Consider the following 22,519-nt stretch of genomic DNA (forward strand, 5'->3'; position numbering starts at 1 on the left):
GATCAGGCTATAGCGAGCCCGATCGCGGTTGCTCGCGCCCGGCCGATTCGGTGATAGCCCAACGCCATGCTAGACTTTCCGCTGACGACCGCCCCTGGATGTGTCATGCATCCGTGGGGCAGATAAGTGGAGCCCGACTCCCACCGTTACCGGCGATCCATCGTTCGGATAAACGGTCCCGGTCACCCGCTCATTGTGGTGGGTTTCCCGTGTGCCTGGCGCGCGGGGGTCGACAACCGAGCTCGTGAGGGCATCGGCTGTGGGCGATCGGTCGACATCGGGCCCCGTCGCGGAGAAATACCGCAGCGGGGCTTTCGTGTTGAATCAGGGGTTGCAGTTATTGCGTGCGGTCGTTAAGACGACACCGCTTGACCTAGGAGGCCCCATCAGCACTGAGACCCGCATCAACGATCGCATCCGTGTTCCCGAGGTTCGTCTCATCGGACCCGGCGGCGAACAGGTTGGGATCGTGCGTGTTGAAGATGCACTACGCGTCGCGCTCGAAGCCGACCTCGACCTCGTCGAGGTAGCACCCGATGCCCGTCCGCCGGTCTGCAAGATCATGGACTACGGCAAGTTCAAGTACGAGACCGCGCAGAAGGCGCGCGAGTCCCGTAAGAACCAGGTCCAGACCGTGATCAAGGAGCAGAAGCTCCGTCCGAAGATCGACGACCACGACTACGAGACCAAGAAGCGCAACGTGGTTCGCTTCCTCGAAGCCGGGTCCAAGGTCAAGGTCACGATCATGTTCCGCGGTCGTGAGCAGTCGCGTCCCGAACTCGGCTTCCGGTTGCTCCAGCGTCTGGGCTCCGATGTGGCCGATCTCGGGTTCGTCGAGACCTCGGCCAAGCAGGACGGCCGCAACATGACCATGGTCCTCGCTCCCCACAAGGGTGCGAAGACGCGGGTGAAGGCCCAGCAGGACTCTTCGGCGCCGGCGGCGACACGTCAGCCGCTGCCGACCGGTCCCGCGAGTGCAGACCCGGCCGCACCGGTCGAGCAGGCCGCACCGGTCGAGCAGGCCGCGCCTGCCGAGCAGGCTGCGCCGGCCGACCCGCAGTAAAACGATTTCAACGACTAGATAGAGGAATCCATGCCGAAGAACAAGACCCACAGCGGCGCCAAGAAGCGATTCAAGGTGACCGGCCGGGGCAAGCTGCTTCGCGAGCAGGCGAACCGTCGCCACCTCCTGGAGCACAAGTCCTCTCGCCGGACTCGTCGTCTGGAAGGCACGGAGTCCGTCGCTTCCGTCGACGTCCCCCGCGTGAAGCGGCTGCTCGGTCTCGCCTGACCTCTCCGGTCAGCTCGACCGTCGCAACCCGACGATTCCGCGGCCGGGATAACCGGACGCCGACAACTACCGAATTCGGGCGCCGCCGCGCCCCCAGATGATCAAGGACTATCACAGTGGCACGCGTCAAAAGGGCCGTCAACGCTCAGAAGAAGCGCCGTTCCATCCTCGAGGCCTCCAAGGGCTACCGGGGCCAGCGTTCGCGCCTGTACCGCAAGGCCAAGGAACAGCAGCTCCACTCGCTGACCTACGCCTACCGTGACCGCAAGGCGCGCAAGGGTGACTTCCGCAAGCTGTGGATTGCTCGTATCAACGCCGCCGCGCGTCTGAACGACATCACCTACAACCGCTTCATCCAGGGCCTCAAGGCCGCTGGTGTCGAGGTGGACCGCAAGATCCTCGCCGAGCTCGCGGTCTCGGACGCCGAGGCCTTCGCCGGCCTGGTGGCTGTCGCCAAGGCCGCGCTGCCGGCCGACGTCAACGCCCCGGCCACCGCTGCCTGAGCTTGACAACACACAGCGATCTGTCGGAACGGCCCGTGGACGCGCTCTCCGAGCGCAATCCGCGGGTCGTTTCCGCTGTCAAGCTCCAGCGCGCGGCCCAGCGCCGCAAGTCCGGCCTGTTCCTCGCCGAGGGGGCCAACGCGGTGTCCGCCGCTCTGGAGACCGGCCGCGTCCGGGAGATCTTCTATTCGCTCGCGGCCGCCGGTCGTGAGAACGCGCTGATCGCCGGTGCCACCGCCGACGGCGTCCGTACCACCTTGGTCAGCGATCGCGCCGCCGAACATCTCGGTGAAACCGTCACGGCGCCCGGCCTGGTCGCGGTGTGCGAACTCATCGACGTGCCGCTCGGTGAGATTCTCGATGGTCGCCCACGGATGCTCGCCGTCCCGGTGGAGATCGCCGAACCCGGCAACGCGGGGACCCTGATCCGGGTCGCCGATGCGGTCGGCGCCGACGGGGTGGTGCTGGCGGGCGAGACCGTCGACCCGCACAACGGCAAATGCGTGCGCGCCAGCGCGGGCAGCCTCTTCCACGTCCCCGTGGCCCGCAGCCGCGACATCACCGCGACTCTCGACGCGATCTCCGCCGCGGGCGTGACGATCCTCGCGACCGCCGCCAACGGCGAAGTCGACCTCGACGCCGCCGACGACATCCTGCGCGGACCGGTCGCCTGGCTCTTCGGCAACGAGGCACATGGCCTCGACCCCGCCGTCGCCGCCCGCGCCGATCACCGCATCCGCATCCCCATCCACGGCCGCGCCGAAAGCCTGAATCTGGCTGCGGCAGCGGCTATCTGCCTCTATGCGAGCGCTCGCGTCCAGCACGCGAGGTAGTTCTCACGCCGGTGCGGCGCGGCCCCGGAGATAGTCGATCTGGGTGTGACTGAGCTGCTCGGCCTTGCGCATGTGATCGGTGATCACCGCGAGCTCGTCCTCGGTATGGGTGTCGAGTAGCGCCTCCCAGCCCTCGCCGAGGTCGTCCCAGACGGCGGTGACGCGGGCGACGCGCTCGGGTACGGGGGAGACCAGCACCCGGCGGCGATCCTCGGCGTCGGGTTCGCGCATCACATAGCCGTCGCGTTCGAGTCGATCGACCAATCGGGTGGCGGAGCCGGTGGTGAGTCCGGTCAGATCGGCGATCTGTTTGACGGTGAGTGGCTGCGGCTCCGCGGTGAGCAGGCTCAGGCATTGCAGATCGGTGGGGTGGAGGCCCAGATGGTCGGCGACTGCCTGATTGAACAGGACATACGAGGCCATGTATTGCCGTGAGACGCGCGACAACTCCGCGTAGCGGGCACGTCGACTCTGCTCTGTAATCCGGATCACACTCCTTATCAGCTGCGCGACGCAGTTAAAACGGATAGATTGCTGCATGACACAGTTAATGTGCCACACAGCAAATCATACCGGAGGAAACATCATGCTCACCATCGCCGTGACCGGTGCCACCGGCGCACAGGGCGGCGCCACCGCTCGCGCCCTGCTCACCCTGGGTCACCGCGTCCGCGCGCTCACCCGATTTCCCGACGGCCCCGCCGCGGTGGCGTTGCGCGATCTCGGCGCCGAGATCCACTACGCCGACTTCGACGACCGTGGCTCCCTCGGCGTCGCCCTGGCCGGTGTCGACTCCCTTTTCGCCGTGACCACGCCGTTCGGCACCGACACCGCCGCCGAAACCCGCCACGGCGTCACCCTCATCGATGCCGCCGGTGCCGCACGTGTCGGCCACATCGTCTTCACCTCCGCCGCGCATGCCGACCGCGCCACCGGAATCCCGCACTACGACAGCAAATTCGCGATCGAAGAGCATCTGCGGGCGAGCGGCGTCCCGTGGACCGTCATCGCGCCCGCCGCCTTCATGGACAACTACGCCACCGGCTGGACCCTCGACGGCCTCCGTGACGGCACCTTCGCCTGGCCGATGCCCGCCGATCGCCCGCTCACGCTGATCTGTGCCGAGGACATCGGCGCCTTCGCCGCGCTCGCCCTCGATCGCCGCGCCGAGTTCGCGGGCCGCCGCATCGACATCGCCGCCGACGAACTCACCCCGGACCGGCTCGCCGCCGCCCTGGCTGTCGCCCTCGACCGTCCGATCGCACACCACGAAGTCCCGCTCGACTACGTTCGCGGCCATTCCGAGGATCTGGCCGCCATGTTCGACTACTTCGCCACCGTCGGCCTCGACGTCGATGTCAGCGGCCTGCGTCGTGCGTACCCCGACGTCGCCTGGCATTTGTTCACGGACTGGGCCGATGCGCAGAACTGGTCCGCGCTGCTCGCGCGCTGACCGGCCTCAGCACGAGGGGGTGGTGGCACTGCGCAGGTCGGTGAGGATTTCGGTGGCCCAGGGGAGTGTGATCGCGTCGCTGCCCGCGACCTGCATCGCGGTCATGATGGTGAGCAGCATGCCGGTGGCGACGAAGCGGCGCGATTCCAGTGTGTCGGCGCCGGTGAGTTCGCCGATCAGGCGATAGATGCGCCCGAATCGCTCCCGCATGTGGTCGCCGATCGCCGGATCCGCGCTGGCGGCGGCGCCGTGCAGCAGTACGAGGGGGAGTTCGCGTTCGGCCAGGAAGACATCGAAGCCGTGGCCGAGGGTGCGCAATGCCTCCGAGGTGTCGGCGCCGGGGGCGATCTCGGCGTCACGGAACACCTGCTCGATGCGCGTACACACCTCCAGCAGGCAGGCGATGAACAGCTGCTGCTTGGTTCCGAACAGGCGGATCACGTAGGGCTGCGACACTCCCGCCAGCCGAGCGATCTCATCGGTTTTCGTTGCGGCATAGCCGGTTTCGGCAAAGGCATGGATCGCGGCTTCGAGCACCTGGGCGCTGCGCTCGGACGCGGTCATCCGGGTTCTCGTCATGGGCGTCACTGCCTCCTCGTTCGAATGCCTCTTGACATGTTATCAGTCGATGCATAACGATAAGCGGGGAAGTTATCAGTCAATAACAACTAAGGGTTTGGCATGACGCAGACACTCGAATCCGGCGGCGCGCGAGCCGCCGTGACGCCACCGAACTCCGGGGCGAAGAACAAGCCGCTCGGCGCGGTGATCGCCGCCGTCGGCATTCCGATGTTCATGGTCACGCTGGACAATCTCGTCGTGACGAACGCCCTCCCGGTGATCAAAACCGAACTGGGAGCGTCACTGTCGGACCTGCAATGGTTCATCAACGCCTACACGCTGTCCTTCGCCGCGCTGCTGCTGTCGGCGTCGGCCCTGGGCGACAGGATCGGCCGGCGCCGGGTCTTCCTGGCCGGAATCGGCATCTTCGTCGTCGCTTCCGCGGCGTGCGCGCTGGCCACCGAGCCGTGGATGCTCATCGCCGCCCGTGCGGTGCAGGGCGTCGGTGGTGCGGCCGTCATGCCGCTGTCGCTCACCTTGCTGGCCGCCGCGGTACCCGAGAAGATGCGCAGCGCCGCGATCGGGATCTGGGGCGGCATCGCCGGCTTGGGCGTCGCCGTCGGGCCGGTCGTCGGCGGTGCGGTGGTCGACGGCCTGAACTGGCAGTGGATCTTCTGGCTCAACGTCCCGATCGGTCTGCTGGCGCTGCCCTTCGCTGCCCGCATGTTGTCCGAATCACGGGGCGCCGCACGGAAACTCGACTACTTGGGCGTGCTGCTCTCGGCTGGTGGCGTGCTGGCGCTGGTCTGGGGTGTCATCCACGGTGCCGATGACGGCTGGACCGCACCGCAGGTTCTCACCGCGCTGATCGGCGGCGCCGTGCTGCTCGTCGCGTTCGTCGTCTGGGAGACCTATGCCACCGATCCGATGCTCCCGCTACGCATGTTCCGATCCCGCGGCTTGAGCCTGAGCTTCATCGTGTCCTTCGGGTTCTCGTCCGGCGTCTTCGGCTCGATCTTCCTGCTCGCCCAGTTCTTCCAGGTGGTCCAGGGCTACTCACCGCTGGAGTCGGGCATCCGCACGATGCCGTGGACGATGGTCCCGATGGTCGTCGCACCGCTGGCCGGCCTGATCGTCGACCGCGTCGGCGCCCGCACCCTCATCGCGATCGGCCAGCTCTGCCTGGCCGTCTCCCTCGGCTGGATGGCGATGATCACCACCGCCGACGTCCCCTATCTCGCCTTCGTCGCCCCGTTCGTCCTGGGCGGCATCGGCATGGGCCTCACCTTCGCGCCCTCGTCCACCATCGTCATGGCCAGCGCTTCCCCCGCCGACCAGGGCATGGCGTCGGGCATCAGCAGCACCGTTCGCGAAGTTGGCGTCGCCATGGGCATCGCCGTCCTGGCCTCGGTCTTCGCCTCCCACGGCTCCTACACCGACCCCCAGGCCTATGTGGACGGCCTCGTCCCTGCGGTGTGGGTGGGTGCCGCCCTGGTCGCCTGCGCAGCGGTGGTGGCAGCGTTCCTGCCCCGGCACACTCAGCCCGCGCGATAGCCGCTGATCGGTTCCCTGAGCAGGTGGTTGTCGCCGAACGGCACGACAACCACCTGCTCGGCATCGTCATAGATGATGGTGCCCGGTGCGGCGGAGTCCAACCGCTCCCATTCGACGCCGTGCGCGTCGAGGATCGCGAGGTATCCCTCGACCCGCTCGATCATCGACACCGCGCTCGCCTTGAACCACGAGGCGGCACCTGGATGCCGTGCGCGGTCGTACACCCCCGGGTCGACGTCACTCGGATTCGTCAGATTCTCGCTGAACCAATCGTTGCCGCCCCGGCGGAACCGCACCTCCCCGGCACTCAGGTGCCCTGCGGTCCACAGCCCGTTCACCAGGCCGAACACGCCCGGATGTCGACCGTGTCGATTGGGCTGCGCAGCCTGGAATCGAACGTAGGACAGTGCGCTCGCCGACGTGACCCGACGGCCGCTCGGCCCTGTCATCCGACACTGTCCGGGTGCTGGCCCTGCTCGGGCGCCGCCTGCTGTTCGGGCCGGTGCGCGCACAACCCCGCCGCACGCGGGAACGGACGCCGCCCCACGGGCCGAATCCCGAAGCCACACAACGCAAGCCCGCTCCCCGCAGCGGTGAGTCGAGCACGCCGCCCCCGCGCAGACGTCGGATCGCCGGTCTGTTCAGCCATCGAGTCGTCCTGTTCTCGAGTCGAACACGCTGGTGTGTTTGCTCATTTGGACGCGCCCCGATCCCATTCGGTTCCCTCGAATTCGGACTGCTTTCCGATTGCCCTGAGAAACAGCCGATTCGGGCACAACACCCGACGCCGCGCGCAGCTCCGATATCGCGCGGTACGGAGCGCTCCGTGGGGACCGTGGGGGAATTCGTTGCCAGGTCACCGCGGTGAGCCGGTTGATCACTGGCTCGACCAGGTCGCGGTATCGTTGACCACAGCAGTCCGCACGAATGGAGCGACCGCATGACCCTTCCCGCGATGCATCCTCGGCCAGGCAACCTTCGTGAGGTCGCCGAGGAGATCGAACGCGCGACCGGTCTGCGTGTCGAGATTCTGGGAGGGGCGCTCGTGATGTCACCGACCCCGCGTGGAAAACACGCGGGTTCCATCCGCCGACTGCGTCAGCAGTTGGAGGCATCGATGCCGAATGGGCTGGCCGCATATGAGGTCACCTCGATCGCGATGCCCGATGATGACGACGATTACTGCACTCCCGACCTGGTCATCCTCCCTGATACCTGGGACACCGACGATGACTGGCTCGCCGACCCCCTCGATGTCGAACTCGCCGTCGAGGTGATCTCGAAGTCGGAGCGGGCGGCGCAGATCAACGGCAAGAACGGCTGGTACGCCGCGGCGGGCGTGCGCGCCCTGCTCGTCATCGACCCTCGCGTCGGCCGCTGGGCATTGTTCGCCGGTCCCGCCGCAGGCGGCTACGCCGAACTGATCGAAGGCATATACGGCGATCCGATCAGCCTCCTCGATCCCCTGGGGTTGTCCCTCGACACTGCCTGCCTGCCCCGATACGACGAGTAGCCGCGCACGACCCCTGACCAGATCGGTCAGGCCGCGATTGCAGGATCCATACGAAGGCTGTGCGCGAGTTTGCTCGCGAGCCACTGAACTTCCCGCACAGGATGTTCGAGTGGCATCCATGTGGTTCGTGGTCGACGACAACCCGCGCCGGAACCGGGAGCGAGAATTCGCGTGACCTGCGCTGTGGATCCGCGCCCTCCAGTGCGCTGATGGGTCTGTCTCGCGACCCTGCCGACCTGCGCTGATCGCGTCGCGAGTAATCCGGATGAATCGCGTCAACCCCATCCCATAGGATTTACGCAGCACCGATGCGGGATGGCAATGACGCGCCCGCGAACCGATCCCCAGGGGAGAGTCGAGAAGATCGTGGCCGACGACAACAGTGGAGTCGAGCAAAACGCCTCTTTGACCGAGGAGGCACTCGCGGCAGCGGCGGCGGAGGCCGAGAAGGCGTTTGCCGCGGCGGCCGATCTGGATGCGCTGGCGGTCGCCAAGACCGACTTCATCGGCGGTAAGTCGCCGATCGCGCTCGCGCAGCGCGGTCTGGGCAGTGTGCCCAAGGAGGAGAAGGCCGAGGCCGGTAAGCGGGTCAACGTCGCGCGTAAGCGGGTATCGGACGCGTTCGAGGCGCGCCGCGCCGCGCTCTTGGCCGAGCGCGATCAGGCGGTGCTCATCTCCGAGAAGATCGACGTCACGCTGCCAGCCCGTCGTCGGCCCGTGGGCGCCCGGCACCCGATCACCGTCATCTCCGAGCAGATCGCCGACTTCTTCGTCGGCATGGGCTGGGAGGTCGCCGAGGGTCCCGAGGTGGAGACCGAGCACTTCAACTTCGACGCGCTGAACTTCCTGCCCGACCACCCGGCGCGCACCATGCAGGACACCTTCCACATCGCCCCGGAGGGCTCGCGCCAGGTGCTGCGCACGCACACCTCACCGGTGCAGGTGCGGTCCATGCTCGAGCGCGAGGTGCCGATCTACGTCGCGTGCCCCGGTCGCACCTTCCGCACCGACGAGCTCGACGCCACCCACACCCCGGTGTTCTCGCAGGTGGAGGGTTTGGCGATCGACAAGGGCCTGACCATGGCGCACCTGCGCGGTGTCCTCGACGCGTTCGCCCAGGCCATGTTCGGCCCCGAGACCCGTACTCGCATGCGCCCCAACTACTTCCCCTTCACCGAGCCGTCGGCCGAGGTCGACGTGTGGTTCCCGAACAAGAAGGGCGGCGCGGGCTGGATCGAGTGGGGCGGCTGCGGCATGGTCAACCCGAAGGTCCTGATCGCCAGCGGCATCGATCCCGAGGTGTATTCCGGGTTCGCGTTCGGCATGGGCATGGAGCGCACCCTGCAGTTCCAGACCACCATCGCCGACATGCGCGACATCGTCGAGGGTGATGTGCGGTTCACCCTGCCCTTCGGTATCCGGTCTTAGAGAGAGAGCGAAACGTCAAGTGCGAGTAGCACAGTCCTGGCTGACCGAGATCCTGCAGCGCACCACCCCCGAGTGGTCGGTGTCGGCGGAAGAGCTCGACGCGGGCTTCGTCCGGGTGGGTTTGGAAGTCGAAGAGGTCGACAAGCTCGAGCCGATCGGCGGCAGTATCGACAAGCCGCTGGTCGTCGGCCGCGTCGCCGAGATCACCGAACTGACCGAGTTCAAGAAGCCGATCCGCTTCTGCAAGGTCGACGTCGGCAACCCTGAGTTGCAGGAAATCGTCTGTGGCGCGCGCAATTTCGCGGTCGGCGACCTCGTTGTGGTCGTGCTGCCCGGTGGCGTGCTGCCCGGCGGGTTCACGATCTCCTCGCGCAAGACCTACGGTCACACCTCCAACGGCATGATCTGCTCGGTCGCCGAACTCGGCATCGGCAAGGATCACGACGGCATCTTGGTGCTCGAGCCCGGTTCCGCGCAGCCCGGCGACGACGCGAACGTGCTCCTCGGCACCGATGACACGATCATCGAACTCAACATCACCCCCGATCGTGGCTACTGCTTCTCGGTGCGCGGCCTGGCCCGCGAGCTGGCCTGCGGGTTCGACCTCGAATACGCCGACCCCGCCGTGCGCACGCTGCCGGAGGCCGACTCCGAGGCCTGGCCCGTTCGCCTGGACGACGATGCGGACTGCACCCGCTTCGGCGTGCGCCGCGTCACCGGGATCAACCCGAACGCGGTGAGCCCGCTGTGGTTGCAGCGCAGGCTGATGCTGTCGGGCATGCGGCCGATCTCCCCGGCTGTCGACGTCACCAACTACGTGATGCTCGAACTCGGTCAGCCCCTGCACGCCTTCGACGCCGCGAAGCTGCACGGCGGTCTGGTGGTTCGCTCGGCGCACAAGGGCGAGACCCTGCGCACCCTCGACGACACCGAGCGCACCCTCGACGCCGAGGACGTGGTGATCGTCGATGATTCCGGCGTCATCTCCCTCGCCGGTGTCATGGGTGGTGCGAGCACCGAGGTCGGCGCGGAGACCACCGACGTGGTGCTGGAAGCCGCCGTCTGGAATCCGCTGCGGGTGTACCGGACCTCGCGCAGGCACAAGCTCTCCTCGGAGGCGGGCAAGCGCTACGAACGCGTCGTCGATCCCGAGATCAACATCGTCGCGCTCGACCGCGCCGCCACCCTGCTCGCCGACATCACCGGCGGCACCATCGAATCCGCGCTCACCGACATCCGGGTGCCGCTGGAGCCGGTCGCGCCGATCGCGATGGACATCGACCTGCCCGACCGCGTCGCCGGCGTCACCTACCCGGCGGGCACCTCCGTGCGCAGGCTGGCCCAGATCGGCGCGGGCGTCGAGATCGAGGTCAACGACGCGGGCAAGACCCAGCTGCTGGTGACCCCGCCGAGCTGGCGCCCCGATCTCTCGCAGCCCGCTGACCTGGTCGAAGAAGTCCTGCGGCTGGAGGGCCTCGAGCAGATCCCGTCCGTGCTGCCGACCGCGCCCGGCGGTCGCGGTCTGACCGCGCAGCAGCAGCGTCGTCGTGCGGTGAGCCGGGCGCTGGCCTTCGCCGGTGCCGTCGAGGTGCCGCCGCCGGCCTTCCTGCCCGGTGGCGTATTCGAGGTGTGGGGGCTCGACGCCGACGACCCGCGCCGCAACACCACCCGCGTCCTGAACCCCCTCGACAGCGACCGCCCCGAACTGGCGACCACGTTGCTGCCGGGTCTGCTGGAAGTGGCCGCCCGCAACATCTCGCGCGGTGCGCGCGACCTGACGATCTACGGCATCGCCCAGGTGGTGCAGCCCGGCGCGCAGACCCACTCGGTCGAGGCGTTGCCGGTGGACCGTCGTCCCACCGACGAGCAGATCGCCGAGCTCAAAGCGTCGCTGCCCGCTCAGCCGGTGCGCGTCGTCGCGGTGCTCAGCGGTAAGCACGACCCGCGCGGGCCGTGGGGCCCGGGCCGTGCGGCCGAGGCCGCCGATGCCTTCGCGCTGGTCGACGACATCGCCGACGCGGCGGGTGTGGTCATCGAACGCCGGGCCGCGGCCTACCTCCCGTGGCACCCCGGTCGCTGCGCGGAACTGCTCGTCGACGGTGTGGTCGTCGGCCACGCGGGCGAACTCCACCCCGCCGTCCTGGAGCGCGCCGGTCTGCCGCCGCGCACCTGCGCGCTGGAAGTGGACCTCGACGCCCTGCCGCTGAGTGAATCCCTGCCCGCGCCGACGATCTCGGCGTTCCCGGCAGTCCTGCAGGACGTGTCGATCAGCGTCGAGAAGGCCGTCCCGGCCGCGCAGGTCGAAACCGCGCTCCGCACCGGCGGCGGCGACCTGCTCGAGAGCATCGCTCTGTTCGACGTCTACGAAGGCGCCCAAGCAGGCGAGGGCCGCAAATCCCTCACCTACGCCCTGCGCTTCCGGGCCCCCGACCGCACCCTCACCGAAGACGAGGCCAGCGCCGCCCGCGACGCCGCCGTCGCCTCGGCCACCACCGCGGTCGGCGCCGAATTGCGCGGCTGATCCTCACCCGACATCCGAAGGCCGCCCGGTTCCGCCGGGCGGCCTTCGTCGTGAGCCGTTGTCCCTCAGGTTGTTTCACGTCTGACGAACCCGAACCCGAACCCGGCGCTGCGACGCGAGTGCGGCCGCTGTCGCTTACCGGTGGCGCGCCGCCGATCACGACCGGCACGCGTAGTCGGCGCAAGGATCCACCTTCGCGGCACGACGCCAGAATTCGGCGGTGGTGCGCGGGGAGTGGGGGCGAGCGGTTGGGCTCGGACCGGGGGCGGGCTAGGTTGGAGGGTGTGTCGATGATGAAAGGTGCCAATGTCGCGGTGCCTGCTTCCGCGGTCCGCGTCGAATTGGGTTGGCAGTCGGGGCCGGGTGTGCCCGATGCCGACGCGTCCGCGCTGTTGCTCGCCGGGGCGAAGGTGCGCTCCGATGACGACTTCGTGTTCTACAACCAGGCCGTGCATCCCTCGGGCGCGGTGCGGCACGAAGGAAAACAGCAGGGACACACCGTTGTCGACGCGCTCTCGGTGAATCTCGGGCAGGTCGAGCCGCAGATCGAGACGATCGTGCTCGCCGCGTCCGCCGACGGGGGGACCTTCGGTCAGTTCCACGGGCTCTACATCCGGGTGATCGACACCGCGACCGGCGCCGAGGTTGCGCGGTTCGACAGCAGCGGGGCGACCACGGAAACCGCGTTCGTGCTCGGCGAGCTGTACCGCCGCCAGGGTGCGTGGAAGTTCCGTGCGGTCGGCCAGGGTTATGACAGCGGATTGGCCGGGCTCGCTACCGATTTCGGCATCTCCGTCGACGATGCTCCCGCGCCTCCCGCGCCTCCCGCGCCCCCGCAGCCGTTCGGCTCGGGGCAGCCGACTCCGCAACAGTCGTACGCCCCGCCGACACAGCCCTTCATCCCCGCGCCTCAGCCGAACCGGCCCCACACCCCGCCGCCGAGCCCGCCGACCCCGGTGTTCCCGCCGAATCAGCAGCAGTACGCGCCGCCGCCGAACCAGCCCGGCATCCCACCCCAGCGCAACCCCCAGTTCGCCCCGCCCCCACCACCTCCGGTCGACCTCGCCAAGGTCTCGCTCACCAAAGAAGCCCCGTCGGTCTCCCTGACGAAACACGGCGCCACCGGCGGCGTCATGCGCGTGAACCTCAATTGGACCTCGATGGCCGCCACCGGCCGCCTCTTCGGGAAACTCCGCGGCAAGAACATCGACCTCGACCTGTGCTGCTTCTTCGAATTGGTCAACGGCGCGATCGGTTCCGTGCGCGCCCTCGACCGCCGCTTCGGCGCCCTCTACGAACCGCCGTTCATCCACCTCGATCAGGACGACCGCACCGGTGCCAGCATCACCGGCGAGAACCTGTCGGTCAATCTCGACTACACCCAGTTCATCCGCCGTATCCTCGTGTTCGCCTCGATCTACGACGGTGCCAGCGATTTCCGCAATGTGCACGCCACCGTCACCCTGCACACCGTGAATTCCGCGCCCATCGAGATGACGCTCGACGGCTGCACCGACAACTCCCGCGACGCGGTGCTGTTCGCGCTCGAGAACGTCGACGGCGAGTTCGTGGTGCGCCGCGAGGGCAGCTTCGTCCGCCCGCCCGCCGGGCAACCGGGCGGCGGTGTCGTGGAGATCGCGCGCCTGTACAACTGGGACTTCGGCTTCCAGGCGGGCCGCGGCAAATGATCCGGCATCCCGCGACGCGCGTGCTCAACGCGCTGGTCTACCACCCCGACAAGCACGTCGCCCAGACCCCGGCGGCGCTTGGCCTGGACTATCGCGATCTGACCATGCGCACCGCCGATGGCGTCGATGTGCACGGCTGGTTCGTGCGGGCCGAGCGCCCCCGCGGTCACATCCTCTACGCGCACGGCAACGCGGGCACCATCGGCGACCGCGTCTCGATCATCGCGCTGCTGGTCGACGCCGGCTTCGACGTGCTCGCCTTCGACTACCGCGGTTTCGGCCACAGCACGGGCACCCCGAGCGAACAGGGCACCTACCTCGACGCCAGAGCTGCCCGCCAAGCCCTGCTCGAGCAACCCGAAGTCGATCCCGATCGGGTCTACTACCTGGGCAAATCTCTCGGTGGCGGGGTACTGCTCGAACTGGCGGGCGAATATCCGCCCGCGGGCATGATCCTCATGTCGACGTTCAGCGGCATGCGCGCCGCCGCGCGTTCGGTCTACCCGTTCCTGCCCGCGCCGCTGATCCCGAACGCGTATCCGAGCCTGCGGCACATCGCGAACCTGCGCGTCCCGGTCCTGATGATGCACGGTGACCGCGACGAACTCCTCCCGCTGCGCCACGCCGAACGCCTGTACGCGGCGGCGCGGGAACCGAAACAGCTGATCGTGGTGCCCGGCGCGGGTCACAACGATGTGATCGACACGCTCGGCGCCCAGTGGCCGAAGATCATCGCCGACTGGGCGGCTCGATAACGCCGCAGCCCGGTCGTCGTCGAGGGTCGCTGGATTCTGCGTAGCCTGGCGGTATGAGCGAAACGAGCGAACTCCTCGGCCGCCTGGCTGCGCTGCCCGACGACGAGCTGGTGTCGGTGCTGCGCGCCGCGGTCGCCGGACGCCCCGGGCTCGGCGCGGTCGCCGCCGCGCTGGCCCAGGCTGAGATCGGTCATGCCGAAACCGGATCGCCTGTGACTCTGGACACGAACGTCATCGACGCGGATGTGGTGCCCGTCGCATCCGGGCAGGTCGGAGGCGCGATGCCGGTACCGCCGGTACCGTCCGGGCTACCGGTGACCGGCGCACCCACCGCCACCGGCGGATATTCCACTTCCGGAGTGCCGACATTCGACTCGGTTCGGGATAAGGTCGAGCAGCGTTTCGGCACCGCGCAGGGAATGGACGAGCTCGACCGGCAGACTCCCGCGGGTCGCAGCGTCGACGAGCAATGGGAGGCGCGGGAGAAGGCCGCGCGTGAGCGGCTGGATCAGATCCGGAAATCGGTGCAGGGCAACGATTCCGGCGAGAAGTAGCCACGCGTCCTCCCTTCCGGTAACGACGTGATGGGTGGACACACAGATGACGCAGGCGCGCCAGATCGCCGACCGACTACTCGATGCGCAGGTGGAATTCCTGCTCGCCGAGGTGACCGGTGAACGGTTCGCCGAGGTGATCGCCCGCGATGTGGCCGCCGTGCTGGCCGTCGGCGAGTCGATCAGGTTCGGTGACGTGGTTTCCCTGGAACAGGGCGAGCAGACGGTGGCCACCGTGTTCGACCGCATCGGCGGCAGCCCCGTGATCGCCGATACCGTCGGTATCTTCTCCGACGCCATCTACGACCACATCGCCTCGAACACCGAATACACCCTTGGCGACGTGGTCGACCGCGAACCGGTGGAAGCGTTGCTGGAGAAGATCTTCGGCATGCACCAGGCCCAGGAGCGGATCCTGGACCGGCTCACCGAGAGCCCGCTCGTCGCCACGGTGGCCTCGCGCTTCGTCGACAAGCTGATCGGCGATTTCATGCAGGCCAATCGCGAGCGCGCCGAGAAGATTCCGGGCGTCTCCTCGCTGATGTCGCTGGGTCAGTCCGCTGCCAACCGGGCCAAGAAGGTCGCCGCCGACAGCACCTTCGTCGGTGACCTCGCGGGCAAGGGCGCGCTGTTCGCGCTCAAGCGCACCAACAACGCCATCCGCGACATGCTGCGCGACGCGCCCGTGCACTCGGCGGCGATGGAATTCTGGGACCTGCACGCCGACGAACCCGTCGCGGGCCTGCGCGAGTACCTCACCCAGAAGGACCTCAACGAGCTGGTCCAGATCTGCTACGAGATCGCGGTGACGACCAGGGAGAAGGAGTACTTCGGCCTGCTCGTGCGCGAGTGCGTCGAGGTGTTCTACGCCAGGTACAGCGACCACACGCTCTCGGCGATGCTGCCCGAACTCGGTCTCGATGCCGACGACATCAGTACCGAGATCCTGCGCTACGGGCCGGCTGTCATCGAGGCGGCCAAGCGCAACGGTGTGTTGGCCGGGCTGATCCGGGAGCGGCTCGAGCCGTTCTTCTACTCCGATCAGGTGCTGGGAATTCTCGGCGGAGAGTAATTCTCTCGAATACCGTTCGGCAACGCGAATTGATCGATACGACTTTGCTTCTCGATTTGCGTGACATCGCCGCAACCGGTAGTGATGTCGAGCATTCGAATTGCCGCTTCTGATCGGCCGCATCAAATGTGCTGTGTGTCACGCTCTCTGGTGACCTGTATGTATCCGGCAGTGAACCGGCCGACCAACTCGCCGCCGGTGCGGCTGTGAGCATTCGGCTACACAAAGCCCGCTGGATTTCCGGCATGTTTAGATCAGTGCACGAATTGCTGCTTTACACCGTTCCGCATTGACCGCGCACTGCGCGGAGTGCAAGTTTGCACCTGACTTTCCGTGAGCCACCGTGACCGACGTTGCGGTGGCATTGCCAAGGAGTAGGTGTGCGTGCACGTTCCCGGCCGAACCCGACCGGAACCCGATCGGATGGCGGCGCTCGAGGGCAGCGGGCCGGCGCCGGGCTGATCCGGCCGCGCACCATCTCCGGACAGCTCGCCCGGATCCTGGTGGTGTCGCTGGTGCTGGTGCTCGCGCTGCTCGGGCTGACCATGTCGACACAGGTCAGCGCCTACCGCCGCAGCGGGGAGACCGTGGACGCGGTGGCGGTCGCGCTGGCCGCGCAGGACCTCGTGCAGCAGGTGCAGCGCGAACGCGGTCTGAGCAACGGTCTGCTCGGCGGTGATCAGCGCCTGCGCCAGCCCGTCACCGACCAGCGCACGGGTACCGACGCCGCCCTGCATGCCCTGGTGAACGCCGTCGTGGGGAACCCGCCCGGTGCGGGGGAGGTGCGCTCGGCGCTGGGTCATCTGGCGGGTCTGCCCGCGATCCGCTCCCAGGTCGACAATCGCAATGTCACCCGGCAGGCGGCGTTCCAGTTCTACACCGACGGCATCGACGCGCTGAACCGTCTCTCGCTCGGTCTCGACCAGGCGCGTGACCCGGCCGTCCGGCACGGCCTGCAAGCGCTCTACGCGCTCGGTGACGCGAAGGAATTCGCGGCTCGTGAACGCGGTTTCCTCAACGGCGTTTTCGCCGCCGGAGAATTCGCGCCGGGGGAGTACGTGCAGTTCCTCGACATCCGCGCTGCCCGCAATGCCGCGCTCACCGCCTTCGGCCACGACGCGACGCCCGCCCAGCAGGCACGTCTGGACGCGGTGCTGGCAAGTGAGAACGCCACGCGGGCAACCGAATCGGAGAACGTCGCGATCGCCTCGACGCTGGGACCGCTGGTTCAGCCGGTCGACCCGGCCGTGTGGTGGACGCAGATGACCGCGGTCATCGACGAGCAACGCAGGGTCCAGCAGGTCATCGGCGACGACGTCGGCGCGCGGGCCGAGACACTGCGCCGCGACGCCGCGCTGATGCTGGGCGCCTTCGCCCTGGCCGCACTGTTGGCGATCGCCGCCGAGTTCGCGCTCGTCTTCGCCAGCATCAGGGCCATCGTCCGCCCCTTGGCCCAGCTGGCGACCGAAGCCGACGACGTCGCCTCCACCCGGCTACCCGAGGTGATCGCGGCCTGGCACAGTGCCGCCGACGCTCAACCCGATCCGCCCGCCTCCGTGCGCACGCCTCCCGGCGCGAGCGTGGAGATCGCCGCTGTCGCGGGTGCGTTGGATCGCGTGCAGACCACCGCGTTCGACCTCGCCTCCGAGCAGGCGCTGGTGCGGCGCAACACCACCGAATCGATGGCGAATCTGGCCCGCCGCAATCAGAACCTGGTGCGCCGTCAGCTGGGATTGATCAGCGAGTTCGAACGCGAGGAGCTCGACCCGAAGGCACTGTCGAACCTGTTCGAACTCGACCACCTGGCCACCCGTATGCGGCGCAACGCCGAAAGTCTGCTGGTGCTGGTCGGCGAGGCGAGTCCGCGCCGGTGGGCCGAGCCGATCGCGCTCACCGACGTGATCCGGGCCGGGCTGTCCGAGGTCGACGACTACCGGCGGGTGGTGCTGCGCCGGATCGACGACATCGCGGTGACCGGCGCCGTCGTCAGCGAACTGGCGCACATCCTGGCCGAACTCATCGAGAACGGGCTGGCTTTCTCGCCGCCCGATCTCGAGGTCGAGGTGTACGGCCGCAAGGTCGCGGGCGGCTACCTGCTCGCCGTCGTCGATCACGGCGTCGGCATGCCCGCCGAGCAACTCGCCGAAGCCAATGCCCGGCTGCGCGGCGAGCAGGACTTCATCGTGGCCTCCACCCGCTACCTGGGCCACTACGTGGTCGGTCGGCTGGCGGGGCGCCTCGGCATCGACGTGGAACTGAACACGTCACCGGTCAGCGGCATTGTCGCCCGCCTGCTCCTCCCGCCGTCGCTGCTCGCCGACGGAAAAGCCGGGCAGGCAGCGGATCCGCGAGAGGGCGCCGCCCGCGGCCCCGCAAGTCAGGATCTGGCCGAACCCGCAACCCTGGAGCGCACGGACACCTCCGTCGCCGTGGGTCACGTGGTGGCACCTGCGGGCGCTGGGGCCACGATCGGTTCGGCGACACCGGGACACCACGTGACCCCGGCCGGCGTGCCAGGTGCGGACCGTAGCGATGATCGACCGGTCGGCTTCCTCGGCGAGACGTCGCACGCCATCCGCGGTGGCTCGGCGTCGCCGACCGGCACCAACGGGCGGTCGCGGCACAGCCGGAATCCGGAATCGGGAGCCGGCAACAGCACCAACGGCAGTGGTCCGGCCGCGGCGAACCATTCGTCCACCGGCTCCGTCTACGCGCAGTTCCTCAGCAGTTCCACCGATTCCGCGCGTCCGCGCAACGGTGCGGCCCGCAACGGGGCGTCGGCTGAGGACCACTACGGCGTGGTAGCCCCGGAACGCTCGGAGGGGCAGGCCCGAGGGCACACCAGCTCGCCGGTACCGCCATCGCGTGAACTGCCCGCCGTGGAGTCCATCGGCGCACCCGCCGTCGAACGCACCCGCAACGGCCTGGTCAAACGCAGCAAGCGCGCCAAGATCACCGGTGCGCCCGAGCGGCCCCGCCGCGATCTGGCCGCAGGCCCGGCCCGGCCCCCGGTTGTCGAACGGACTCCGGACCAGACCCGCAGCATGCTCTCCTCGTTCCGCACCGGCCACGAACGCGGCGGCGAGACCGAATCCTCTTCCACGCCACTCGATCCCACCCGCTGACCGATCGGACAAGACCCCAGGAGACCCGGTGACCACCCACCTACCGACCGCCGATCCAAACACCTTCAACTGGTTGCTCGGCAACTTCGTCCGCAATACCGACGGCGTGCGCGACACCGTCGCCGTCTCCTCCGACGGGCTGCTGATCGCGATGTCGGACGGACTCGACCGCACCGGTGCCGACCGGCTCGCCGCGATGGTGTCGGGCCTGTCCAGCCTCGCCCGGAGTGCCTCGCGCAGTTACGATTTCGACGGCCTCAAACTGATCATGATCGAGATGAAGCGCGGCTTCCTGCTGGTGTCGGCGCTGGGCGACGGCAGCTGCCTCGGCGTGATCGCCGACGGCGGCTGCGATGTCGGCCTGGTCGGCTACGAGATGGCGATCCTCGCCGAACGCGCCGGATCGCTGCTGGACCCGCTGCTGATCAGCGAATTGCGAGAGTCGTTGCGCAGATGAGAGATTTCGATCTCCCGCGGCTGCCGGACCCGCGCATGATCCCGATGAACCAGCCGGCGGGGTGGCGTGGTCTCGTCCCGTCGGTGCCGGTGACCCCCACCGACCACGACGATGTCGATGACCGCTTCGTTCGCCCGTTCGTGGTCACCGCGGGCCGCACCGTCCCGGTGCTGGACGGCCTGCGCATCGAAACCCTCGTCCAGGCACCGCCGTCCGCACTGTCGGCGCCGCTGCGGTTCGAAGAACGCACCGTGGTGCAGCTGTGTCTGACGCCGCACTCCATCGCCGAAATCGGTGCCGCCCTGCGGGTTCCGGTCGGCATCGCCAAGGTGATCGTCAGCGATCTGGCGGCGGCGGGGCATGTGACCGTCCGTGACGCGCCGGAACTGTCGACCGCCGCCATCGAGAGGATCCGCGACCTTGTCCGCGCACTTTGAGGCACCAGCCATGCCGTCGTCGGTGAAGATCGTGATCAGCGGCGGCTTCGGCGTCGGTAAGACCACCTTCATCGGCGCCATCTCCGAAATCGAGCCACTGGTCACCGAAGCGTCGATGACCGAAGTCTCCATCGGTGTCGACGACCCCGGTCGTCGCGCCGAAAAGACCGCGACCACAGTGGCTTTGGACTTCGGCCGGATCACCCTCGACCGGTCGCTGATCCTCTACCTCTTCGGCACCCCCGGCCAGGATCGATTCGTGTTCCTCTGGGACGACCTGGTCGACGGCGCCCTCGGCGCGGTGATCGTCGTCGACACCGGCCGGGTCGAAGACTGCTACCCCGTCCTGGACTACTTCGAAGAACACCACACGCCCTTCGTCGTGGTGGTGAACCGCTTCGCCGACGCGACCCGCTTCGATCTCGGTGAAGTCCGTGAAGCGCTCGGCCTCGACGACTGGATCCCGGTGCTGGACTGCGATGCCCGCGACCGCGACTCCGTGCGCGATGTCCTGGTCGCGCTGCTCGAACAGGTCCTGCTGCACCGCGTCCAACCTCGACAGCGGGAGGTGAGCTGAGCCCACCTCCCGTCGCACCGGTCAGCGTCGATGCAGTGTGAGGTCCGACAGGGCCAGGTGGAACCGCGTGTCGGTGACATCGACCGAGGTGTCGGTGAATCGCTTGGCGCCCAGCGTGTTCCGCAGGAAGTCGCGCACGGTGCTCGGCTGCGCGTCTACCGAGGCGAGAAGTTCCCGCGGCACTTCGATGGTCCCGTCGAAGAACCGCGGCTGCGCGGTGATCCCGGGCTGCTGCGGTGTCTGCCGCAAGCCGTCGACGGTGTGCAGCACGACGTCCAGCCCGCTCCCGTCACCGAATTCGATCCGCAGCGGTGTGGGGGAGACGGCCGGATCGAAGGACTGGATCCGCGCGATCCACCCCTGGGCCGAAACGCCCTGGTAGTCGTACTCGGACACAGGACCGAGCGTCTCGTGAGCGCGGTGCACCGGCGAGTTCTCCAGTGCCGCACCGGAAAGCGGCTGATCGGTGACGACGAAGGTCCACGACGCGTCGGTGAGCATCTTGCGCCAGAACCCGGTCCGGCCACCGTCGCGCCCTTCGACGCGCAGCTCTCGCGCCGCCGAGCCGGGCCCGGTCCGGTGGACGGAGATGCGGTCGGTGATCTCACCGGGCACCTTCGGCTGCGCGACCCAGTCCGGTGCGGGCAGCTGGATGGCGGCGTAGCGAGAATCGATGCGCTCCGACAGCATGTCCGGCGCTTCGGGTAGGCCGCGCTGGTCCTCGTAGGAGTAGCGGAAGAAGACCTTGTCCGCGCCGGAGATGTCGAAATCGTAGAGGCGCGTGTAGAAGTCGCCGTACCGGTTGACGACCAGCGAGGTCGACGCGCTGGTGGACAACGCGACAGCCTGGAACCGCCCACCGAGCGGAGTGCTCATCTCGTAGCTGTGGTCCACCGGCAGCCACGGGTCGACGTACTGGATCCGCTGACCGCCGTGGGTCAGCGCGAAGACGTGCGACACCTTCGCCCCGCCGACGGGGTGTTTGTTGCCCGCGGTATCTGTCCACACGTGATCCTCGGTGGGCGACAACACCGACCACGACCAGGCCGGCGCGCCCGGCGGCAGCGTGTTGCCGGGCCCGGTCCACAGCGGGGCGCCGTAGCGGCTGCTCCAGTTCCAGTCCGCGGGAGCGCTGAGTGCGTGATCCATCGTGACGAACCGGCCGTCGCGGTCGATCATCATCACTTCGTCGTCGTCGGCCGAGACACCGGCGATCGTGCCCGCCAGGCAGCCCGGCAGCGCGATCATGCGCCAACCACCCGGCGCGGCAGCCGGTTTCACGTACACCTGACCGTCGCGGGTGGCGAAGGTCCAGCGGCGGTTGAACGACTCGGTGGTGGTGCGGAAATACACCTGCTCGGGCAGCGCGACCGTTGCCGGGGCGAACGCCGCCAGTCCGGCGTCGGATGCGTCGACGCTCACCTCCGGGGTGCCGACCGTACCCACCGCCAGACACCCCGGATCGGCGATGGCCGCCGATTGTGTTGTCACTCCGGCGAATACCAGTCCGGCTGCCGCGATCACCGCTGTACGCCGGACGGCGTGCCCGGGCCTCACAGCCACCCCGCCGCGCCGAAACCGATCAGGGCGATCGCGTCGATCCCGAAGATCGTGCCGACCACCAGCGCCTTGCTCCGCACGCTCGGTAGATCGTGCACGAAGAAGCAGGCCGCGAAGAACGGCACGTACCCGATGATCCAGATCAGGAACGGGAAGCCGGGCTGCCACCATGACCAATCCCAGGTCAGCACGCCGGCCTTGTTGAGCAGTATCTCGACACCCACCGCCGCGATCGAGTTGATCGCGATCAGCACCGGCCGGTTCGGCAGCCCGAAGATCCGGGTTTCCTTCGGCGGCAACATCTTCGCGGCCGCGATGCCCATGATCGCGAACATGAAGCAGATCTCGATGTTCAGCCCGATCAGGATCTGGTACGCCGTCGGTCCGCTCGCCGCCCAGACCGGCGCCCGCGCGGTGAAGTGGAAGACCAGCGCGTTCCAGATCTCGTTGAACCAGTCCATGCCCCACAGCGCGAGCCCGGCGAACAGCACATTCCAGTTACGCCGCTCGACTTCGACCGCGTAGATGTAGATGACCACCAGTAACAGCGGAATGACATACCACTTGAACTGGCTCGCATCGCGAAGAATCTCCAGCGCGGCCCGCGCGTTGTCGGTCAACGGGGCACCTCCTGCTC

Annotated in this window: 22 protein-coding genes; 17 read left to right on the top strand and 5 right to left on the bottom strand. The window is 68.0% G+C overall.

The features are described from left to right. The first annotated feature begins 331 nt into the window (after positions 1 to 331). The 4 genes from infC (at position 332) to ACWDXS_RS30355 (ending at position 2,627) form a co-directional block, all read left to right on the top strand. The gene (gene infC / locus ACWDXS_RS30340) at positions 332 to 1,063 is read left to right on the top strand and encodes a translation initiation factor IF-3 (RefSeq protein WP_449971082.1); all 732 of its coding nucleotides are present in this window, start codon (positions 332 to 334) and stop codon (positions 1,061 to 1,063) included. Between the two features lie 30 nt (positions 1,064 to 1,093). Continuing rightward, the gene (gene rpmI / locus ACWDXS_RS30345; RefSeq protein ID WP_056824456.1) at positions 1,094 to 1,291 is read left to right on the top strand and encodes a 50S ribosomal protein L35; all 198 of its coding nucleotides are present in this window, start codon (positions 1,094 to 1,096) and stop codon (positions 1,289 to 1,291) included. A 116-nt stretch (positions 1,292 to 1,407) separates the two neighbouring features. After that, entirely contained in the window at positions 1,408 to 1,794 is a 387-nt protein-coding gene (gene rplT, locus ACWDXS_RS30350) for a 50S ribosomal protein L20 (protein WP_019046423.1), read from the top strand. A 35-nt stretch (positions 1,795 to 1,829) separates the two neighbouring features. Continuing rightward, positions 1,830 to 2,627, top strand: coding sequence for a TrmH family RNA methyltransferase (locus ACWDXS_RS30355; protein ID WP_378994132.1), 798 nt, complete (start codon positions 1,830 to 1,832; stop codon positions 2,625 to 2,627). A 3-nt stretch (positions 2,628 to 2,630) separates the two neighbouring features. Here the strand turns inward: ACWDXS_RS30355 and ACWDXS_RS30360 are convergent, their stop codons facing one another. Further along, positions 2,631 to 3,119 carry a MarR family winged helix-turn-helix transcriptional regulator gene (locus ACWDXS_RS30360; RefSeq protein ID WP_378994134.1) on the bottom strand — a complete coding sequence of 163 codons (489 nt, stop codon included), beginning with the start codon at positions 3,117 to 3,119 and terminating at the stop codon, positions 2,631 to 2,633. Positions 3,120 to 3,213: 94 nt separating this feature from the next. Here ACWDXS_RS30360 and ACWDXS_RS30365 point away from each other — a divergent pair, with 94 nt between their 5' ends. Next, positions 3,214 to 4,080 carry an NmrA/HSCARG family protein gene (locus tag ACWDXS_RS30365; protein ID WP_449970948.1) on the top strand — a complete coding sequence of 289 codons (867 nt, stop codon included), beginning with the start codon at positions 3,214 to 3,216 and terminating at the stop codon, positions 4,078 to 4,080. A gap of 6 nt (positions 4,081 to 4,086) precedes the next feature. On the opposite strand, the gene ACWDXS_RS30370 is transcribed toward ACWDXS_RS30365, so the two are convergent. Then, complete coding sequence (locus ACWDXS_RS30370; RefSeq protein WP_378994139.1) at positions 4,087 to 4,659, bottom strand: TetR/AcrR family transcriptional regulator; 573 nt, start codon at positions 4,657 to 4,659, stop codon at positions 4,087 to 4,089. A 102-nt stretch (positions 4,660 to 4,761) separates the two neighbouring features. Between ACWDXS_RS30370 and ACWDXS_RS30375 the strand changes: the two genes are divergently transcribed. Continuing rightward, positions 4,762 to 6,195, top strand: coding sequence for a DHA2 family efflux MFS transporter permease subunit (locus ACWDXS_RS30375; RefSeq protein WP_378994141.1), 1,434 nt, complete (start codon positions 4,762 to 4,764; stop codon positions 6,193 to 6,195). On the opposite strand, the gene ACWDXS_RS30380 is transcribed toward ACWDXS_RS30375, so the two are convergent. Continuing rightward, complete coding sequence (locus ACWDXS_RS30380; protein WP_387448113.1) at positions 6,180 to 6,644, bottom strand: hypothetical protein; 465 nt, start codon at positions 6,642 to 6,644, stop codon at positions 6,180 to 6,182. The two genes, ACWDXS_RS30375 and ACWDXS_RS30380, sit on opposite strands and share 16 nt — an antisense overlap. A 491-nt stretch (positions 6,645 to 7,135) precedes the next feature. Between ACWDXS_RS30380 and ACWDXS_RS30385 the strand changes: the two genes are divergently transcribed. The 11 genes from ACWDXS_RS30385 to ACWDXS_RS30435 all read left to right on the top strand — a co-directional run bounded on the left by ACWDXS_RS30385 (position 7,136) and on the right by ACWDXS_RS30435 (position 20,322). Next, the gene (locus ACWDXS_RS30385; RefSeq protein ID WP_378994145.1) at positions 7,136 to 7,708 is read left to right on the top strand and encodes a Uma2 family endonuclease; all 573 of its coding nucleotides are present in this window, start codon (positions 7,136 to 7,138) and stop codon (positions 7,706 to 7,708) included. A gap of 366 nt (positions 7,709 to 8,074) precedes the next feature. Then, a complete protein-coding gene (pheS, locus tag ACWDXS_RS30390) occupies positions 8,075 to 9,136 on the top strand; it encodes a phenylalanine--tRNA ligase subunit alpha (protein WP_067457595.1) in 1,062 nt (353 codons plus the stop codon). A gap of 19 nt (positions 9,137 to 9,155) precedes the next feature. Then, positions 9,156 to 11,657, top strand: coding sequence for a phenylalanine--tRNA ligase subunit beta (gene pheT, locus ACWDXS_RS30395; RefSeq protein ID WP_449970953.1), 2,502 nt, complete (start codon positions 9,156 to 9,158; stop codon positions 11,655 to 11,657). 290 nt (positions 11,658 to 11,947) lie between these two features. Continuing rightward, on the top strand, positions 11,948 to 13,345 hold the full coding sequence (locus tag ACWDXS_RS30400; protein ID WP_449970956.1) for a TerD family protein: 1,398 nt from the start codon (positions 11,948 to 11,950) through the stop codon (positions 13,343 to 13,345). After that, the gene (locus ACWDXS_RS30405) at positions 13,342 to 14,100 is read left to right on the top strand and encodes an alpha/beta hydrolase (protein ID WP_387448119.1); all 759 of its coding nucleotides are present in this window, start codon (positions 13,342 to 13,344) and stop codon (positions 14,098 to 14,100) included. The genes ACWDXS_RS30400 and ACWDXS_RS30405 overlap by 4 nt, the downstream gene beginning before the upstream one ends. Before the next feature lie 53 nt (positions 14,101 to 14,153). Continuing rightward, positions 14,154 to 14,654, top strand: coding sequence for a PspA/IM30 family protein (locus ACWDXS_RS30410; protein ID WP_378994153.1), 501 nt, complete (start codon positions 14,154 to 14,156; stop codon positions 14,652 to 14,654). A 46-nt stretch (positions 14,655 to 14,700) separates the two neighbouring features. Beyond that, on the top strand, positions 14,701 to 15,726 hold the full coding sequence (locus ACWDXS_RS30415; protein ID WP_378994155.1) for a hypothetical protein: 1,026 nt from the start codon (positions 14,701 to 14,703) through the stop codon (positions 15,724 to 15,726). Positions 15,727 to 16,106: 380 nt separating this feature from the next. Next, complete coding sequence (locus tag ACWDXS_RS30420) at positions 16,107 to 18,851, top strand: nitrate- and nitrite sensing domain-containing protein (protein WP_449970961.1); 2,745 nt, start codon at positions 16,107 to 16,109, stop codon at positions 18,849 to 18,851. Between the two features lie 28 nt (positions 18,852 to 18,879). Beyond that, a complete protein-coding gene (locus ACWDXS_RS30425; RefSeq protein ID WP_449970964.1) occupies positions 18,880 to 19,308 on the top strand; it encodes a roadblock/LC7 domain-containing protein in 429 nt (142 codons plus the stop codon). After that, positions 19,305 to 19,745, top strand: coding sequence for a DUF742 domain-containing protein (locus ACWDXS_RS30430; RefSeq protein ID WP_378994161.1), 441 nt, complete (start codon positions 19,305 to 19,307; stop codon positions 19,743 to 19,745). The genes ACWDXS_RS30425 and ACWDXS_RS30430 overlap by 4 nt, the downstream gene beginning before the upstream one ends. A 10-nt stretch (positions 19,746 to 19,755) precedes the next feature. After that, a complete protein-coding gene (locus ACWDXS_RS30435; protein WP_378994296.1) occupies positions 19,756 to 20,322 on the top strand; it encodes a GTP-binding protein in 567 nt (188 codons plus the stop codon). 21 nt (positions 20,323 to 20,343) lie between these two features. On the opposite strand, the gene ACWDXS_RS30440 is transcribed toward ACWDXS_RS30435, so the two are convergent. Next, on the bottom strand, positions 20,344 to 21,813 hold the full coding sequence (locus ACWDXS_RS30440; protein ID WP_449970967.1) for a hypothetical protein: 1,470 nt from the start codon (positions 21,811 to 21,813) through the stop codon (positions 20,344 to 20,346). A 62-nt stretch (positions 21,814 to 21,875) separates the two neighbouring features. Then, positions 21,876 to 22,502, bottom strand: a complete 627-nt coding sequence (locus ACWDXS_RS30445; protein WP_387448129.1) for a hypothetical protein — start codon at positions 22,500 to 22,502, stop codon at positions 21,876 to 21,878. Between the last annotated feature and the right edge of the window lie 17 nt (positions 22,503 to 22,519).

The sequence above is a fragment of the Nocardia sp. NPDC003183 genome, assembly GCF_053590715.1.

Excerpts from the sequence above, each read along its gene's own strand:
- rpmI (WP_056824456.1), top strand. The coding sequence starts at position 1,094 with ATGCCGAAGAACAAGACCCACAGCGGCGCCAAGAAGCGATTCAAGGTG.
- ACWDXS_RS30365 (WP_449970948.1), top strand. The coding sequence starts at position 3,214 with ATGCTCACCATCGCCGTGACCGGTGCCACCGGCGCACAGGGCGGCGCC.
- ACWDXS_RS30370 (WP_378994139.1), bottom strand. The coding sequence starts at position 4,659 with ATGACGAGAACCCGGATGACCGCGTCCGAGCGCAGCGCCCAGGTGCTC.
- ACWDXS_RS30375 (WP_378994141.1), top strand. The coding sequence starts at position 4,762 with ATGACGCAGACACTCGAATCCGGCGGCGCGCGAGCCGCCGTGACGCCA.
- ACWDXS_RS30380 (WP_387448113.1), bottom strand. The coding sequence starts at position 6,644 with ATGACAGGGCCGAGCGGCCGTCGGGTCACGTCGGCGAGCGCACTGTCC.
- ACWDXS_RS30385 (WP_378994145.1), top strand. The coding sequence starts at position 7,136 with ATGACCCTTCCCGCGATGCATCCTCGGCCAGGCAACCTTCGTGAGGTC.
- ACWDXS_RS30400 (WP_449970956.1), top strand. The coding sequence starts at position 11,948 with ATGATGAAAGGTGCCAATGTCGCGGTGCCTGCTTCCGCGGTCCGCGTC.
- ACWDXS_RS30405 (WP_387448119.1), top strand. The coding sequence starts at position 13,342 with ATGATCCGGCATCCCGCGACGCGCGTGCTCAACGCGCTGGTCTACCAC.
- ACWDXS_RS30410 (WP_378994153.1), top strand. The coding sequence starts at position 14,154 with ATGAGCGAAACGAGCGAACTCCTCGGCCGCCTGGCTGCGCTGCCCGAC.
- ACWDXS_RS30415 (WP_378994155.1), top strand. The coding sequence starts at position 14,701 with ATGACGCAGGCGCGCCAGATCGCCGACCGACTACTCGATGCGCAGGTG.
- ACWDXS_RS30430 (WP_378994161.1), top strand. The coding sequence starts at position 19,305 with ATGAGAGATTTCGATCTCCCGCGGCTGCCGGACCCGCGCATGATCCCG.
- ACWDXS_RS30435 (WP_378994296.1), top strand. The coding sequence starts at position 19,756 with ATGCCGTCGTCGGTGAAGATCGTGATCAGCGGCGGCTTCGGCGTCGGT.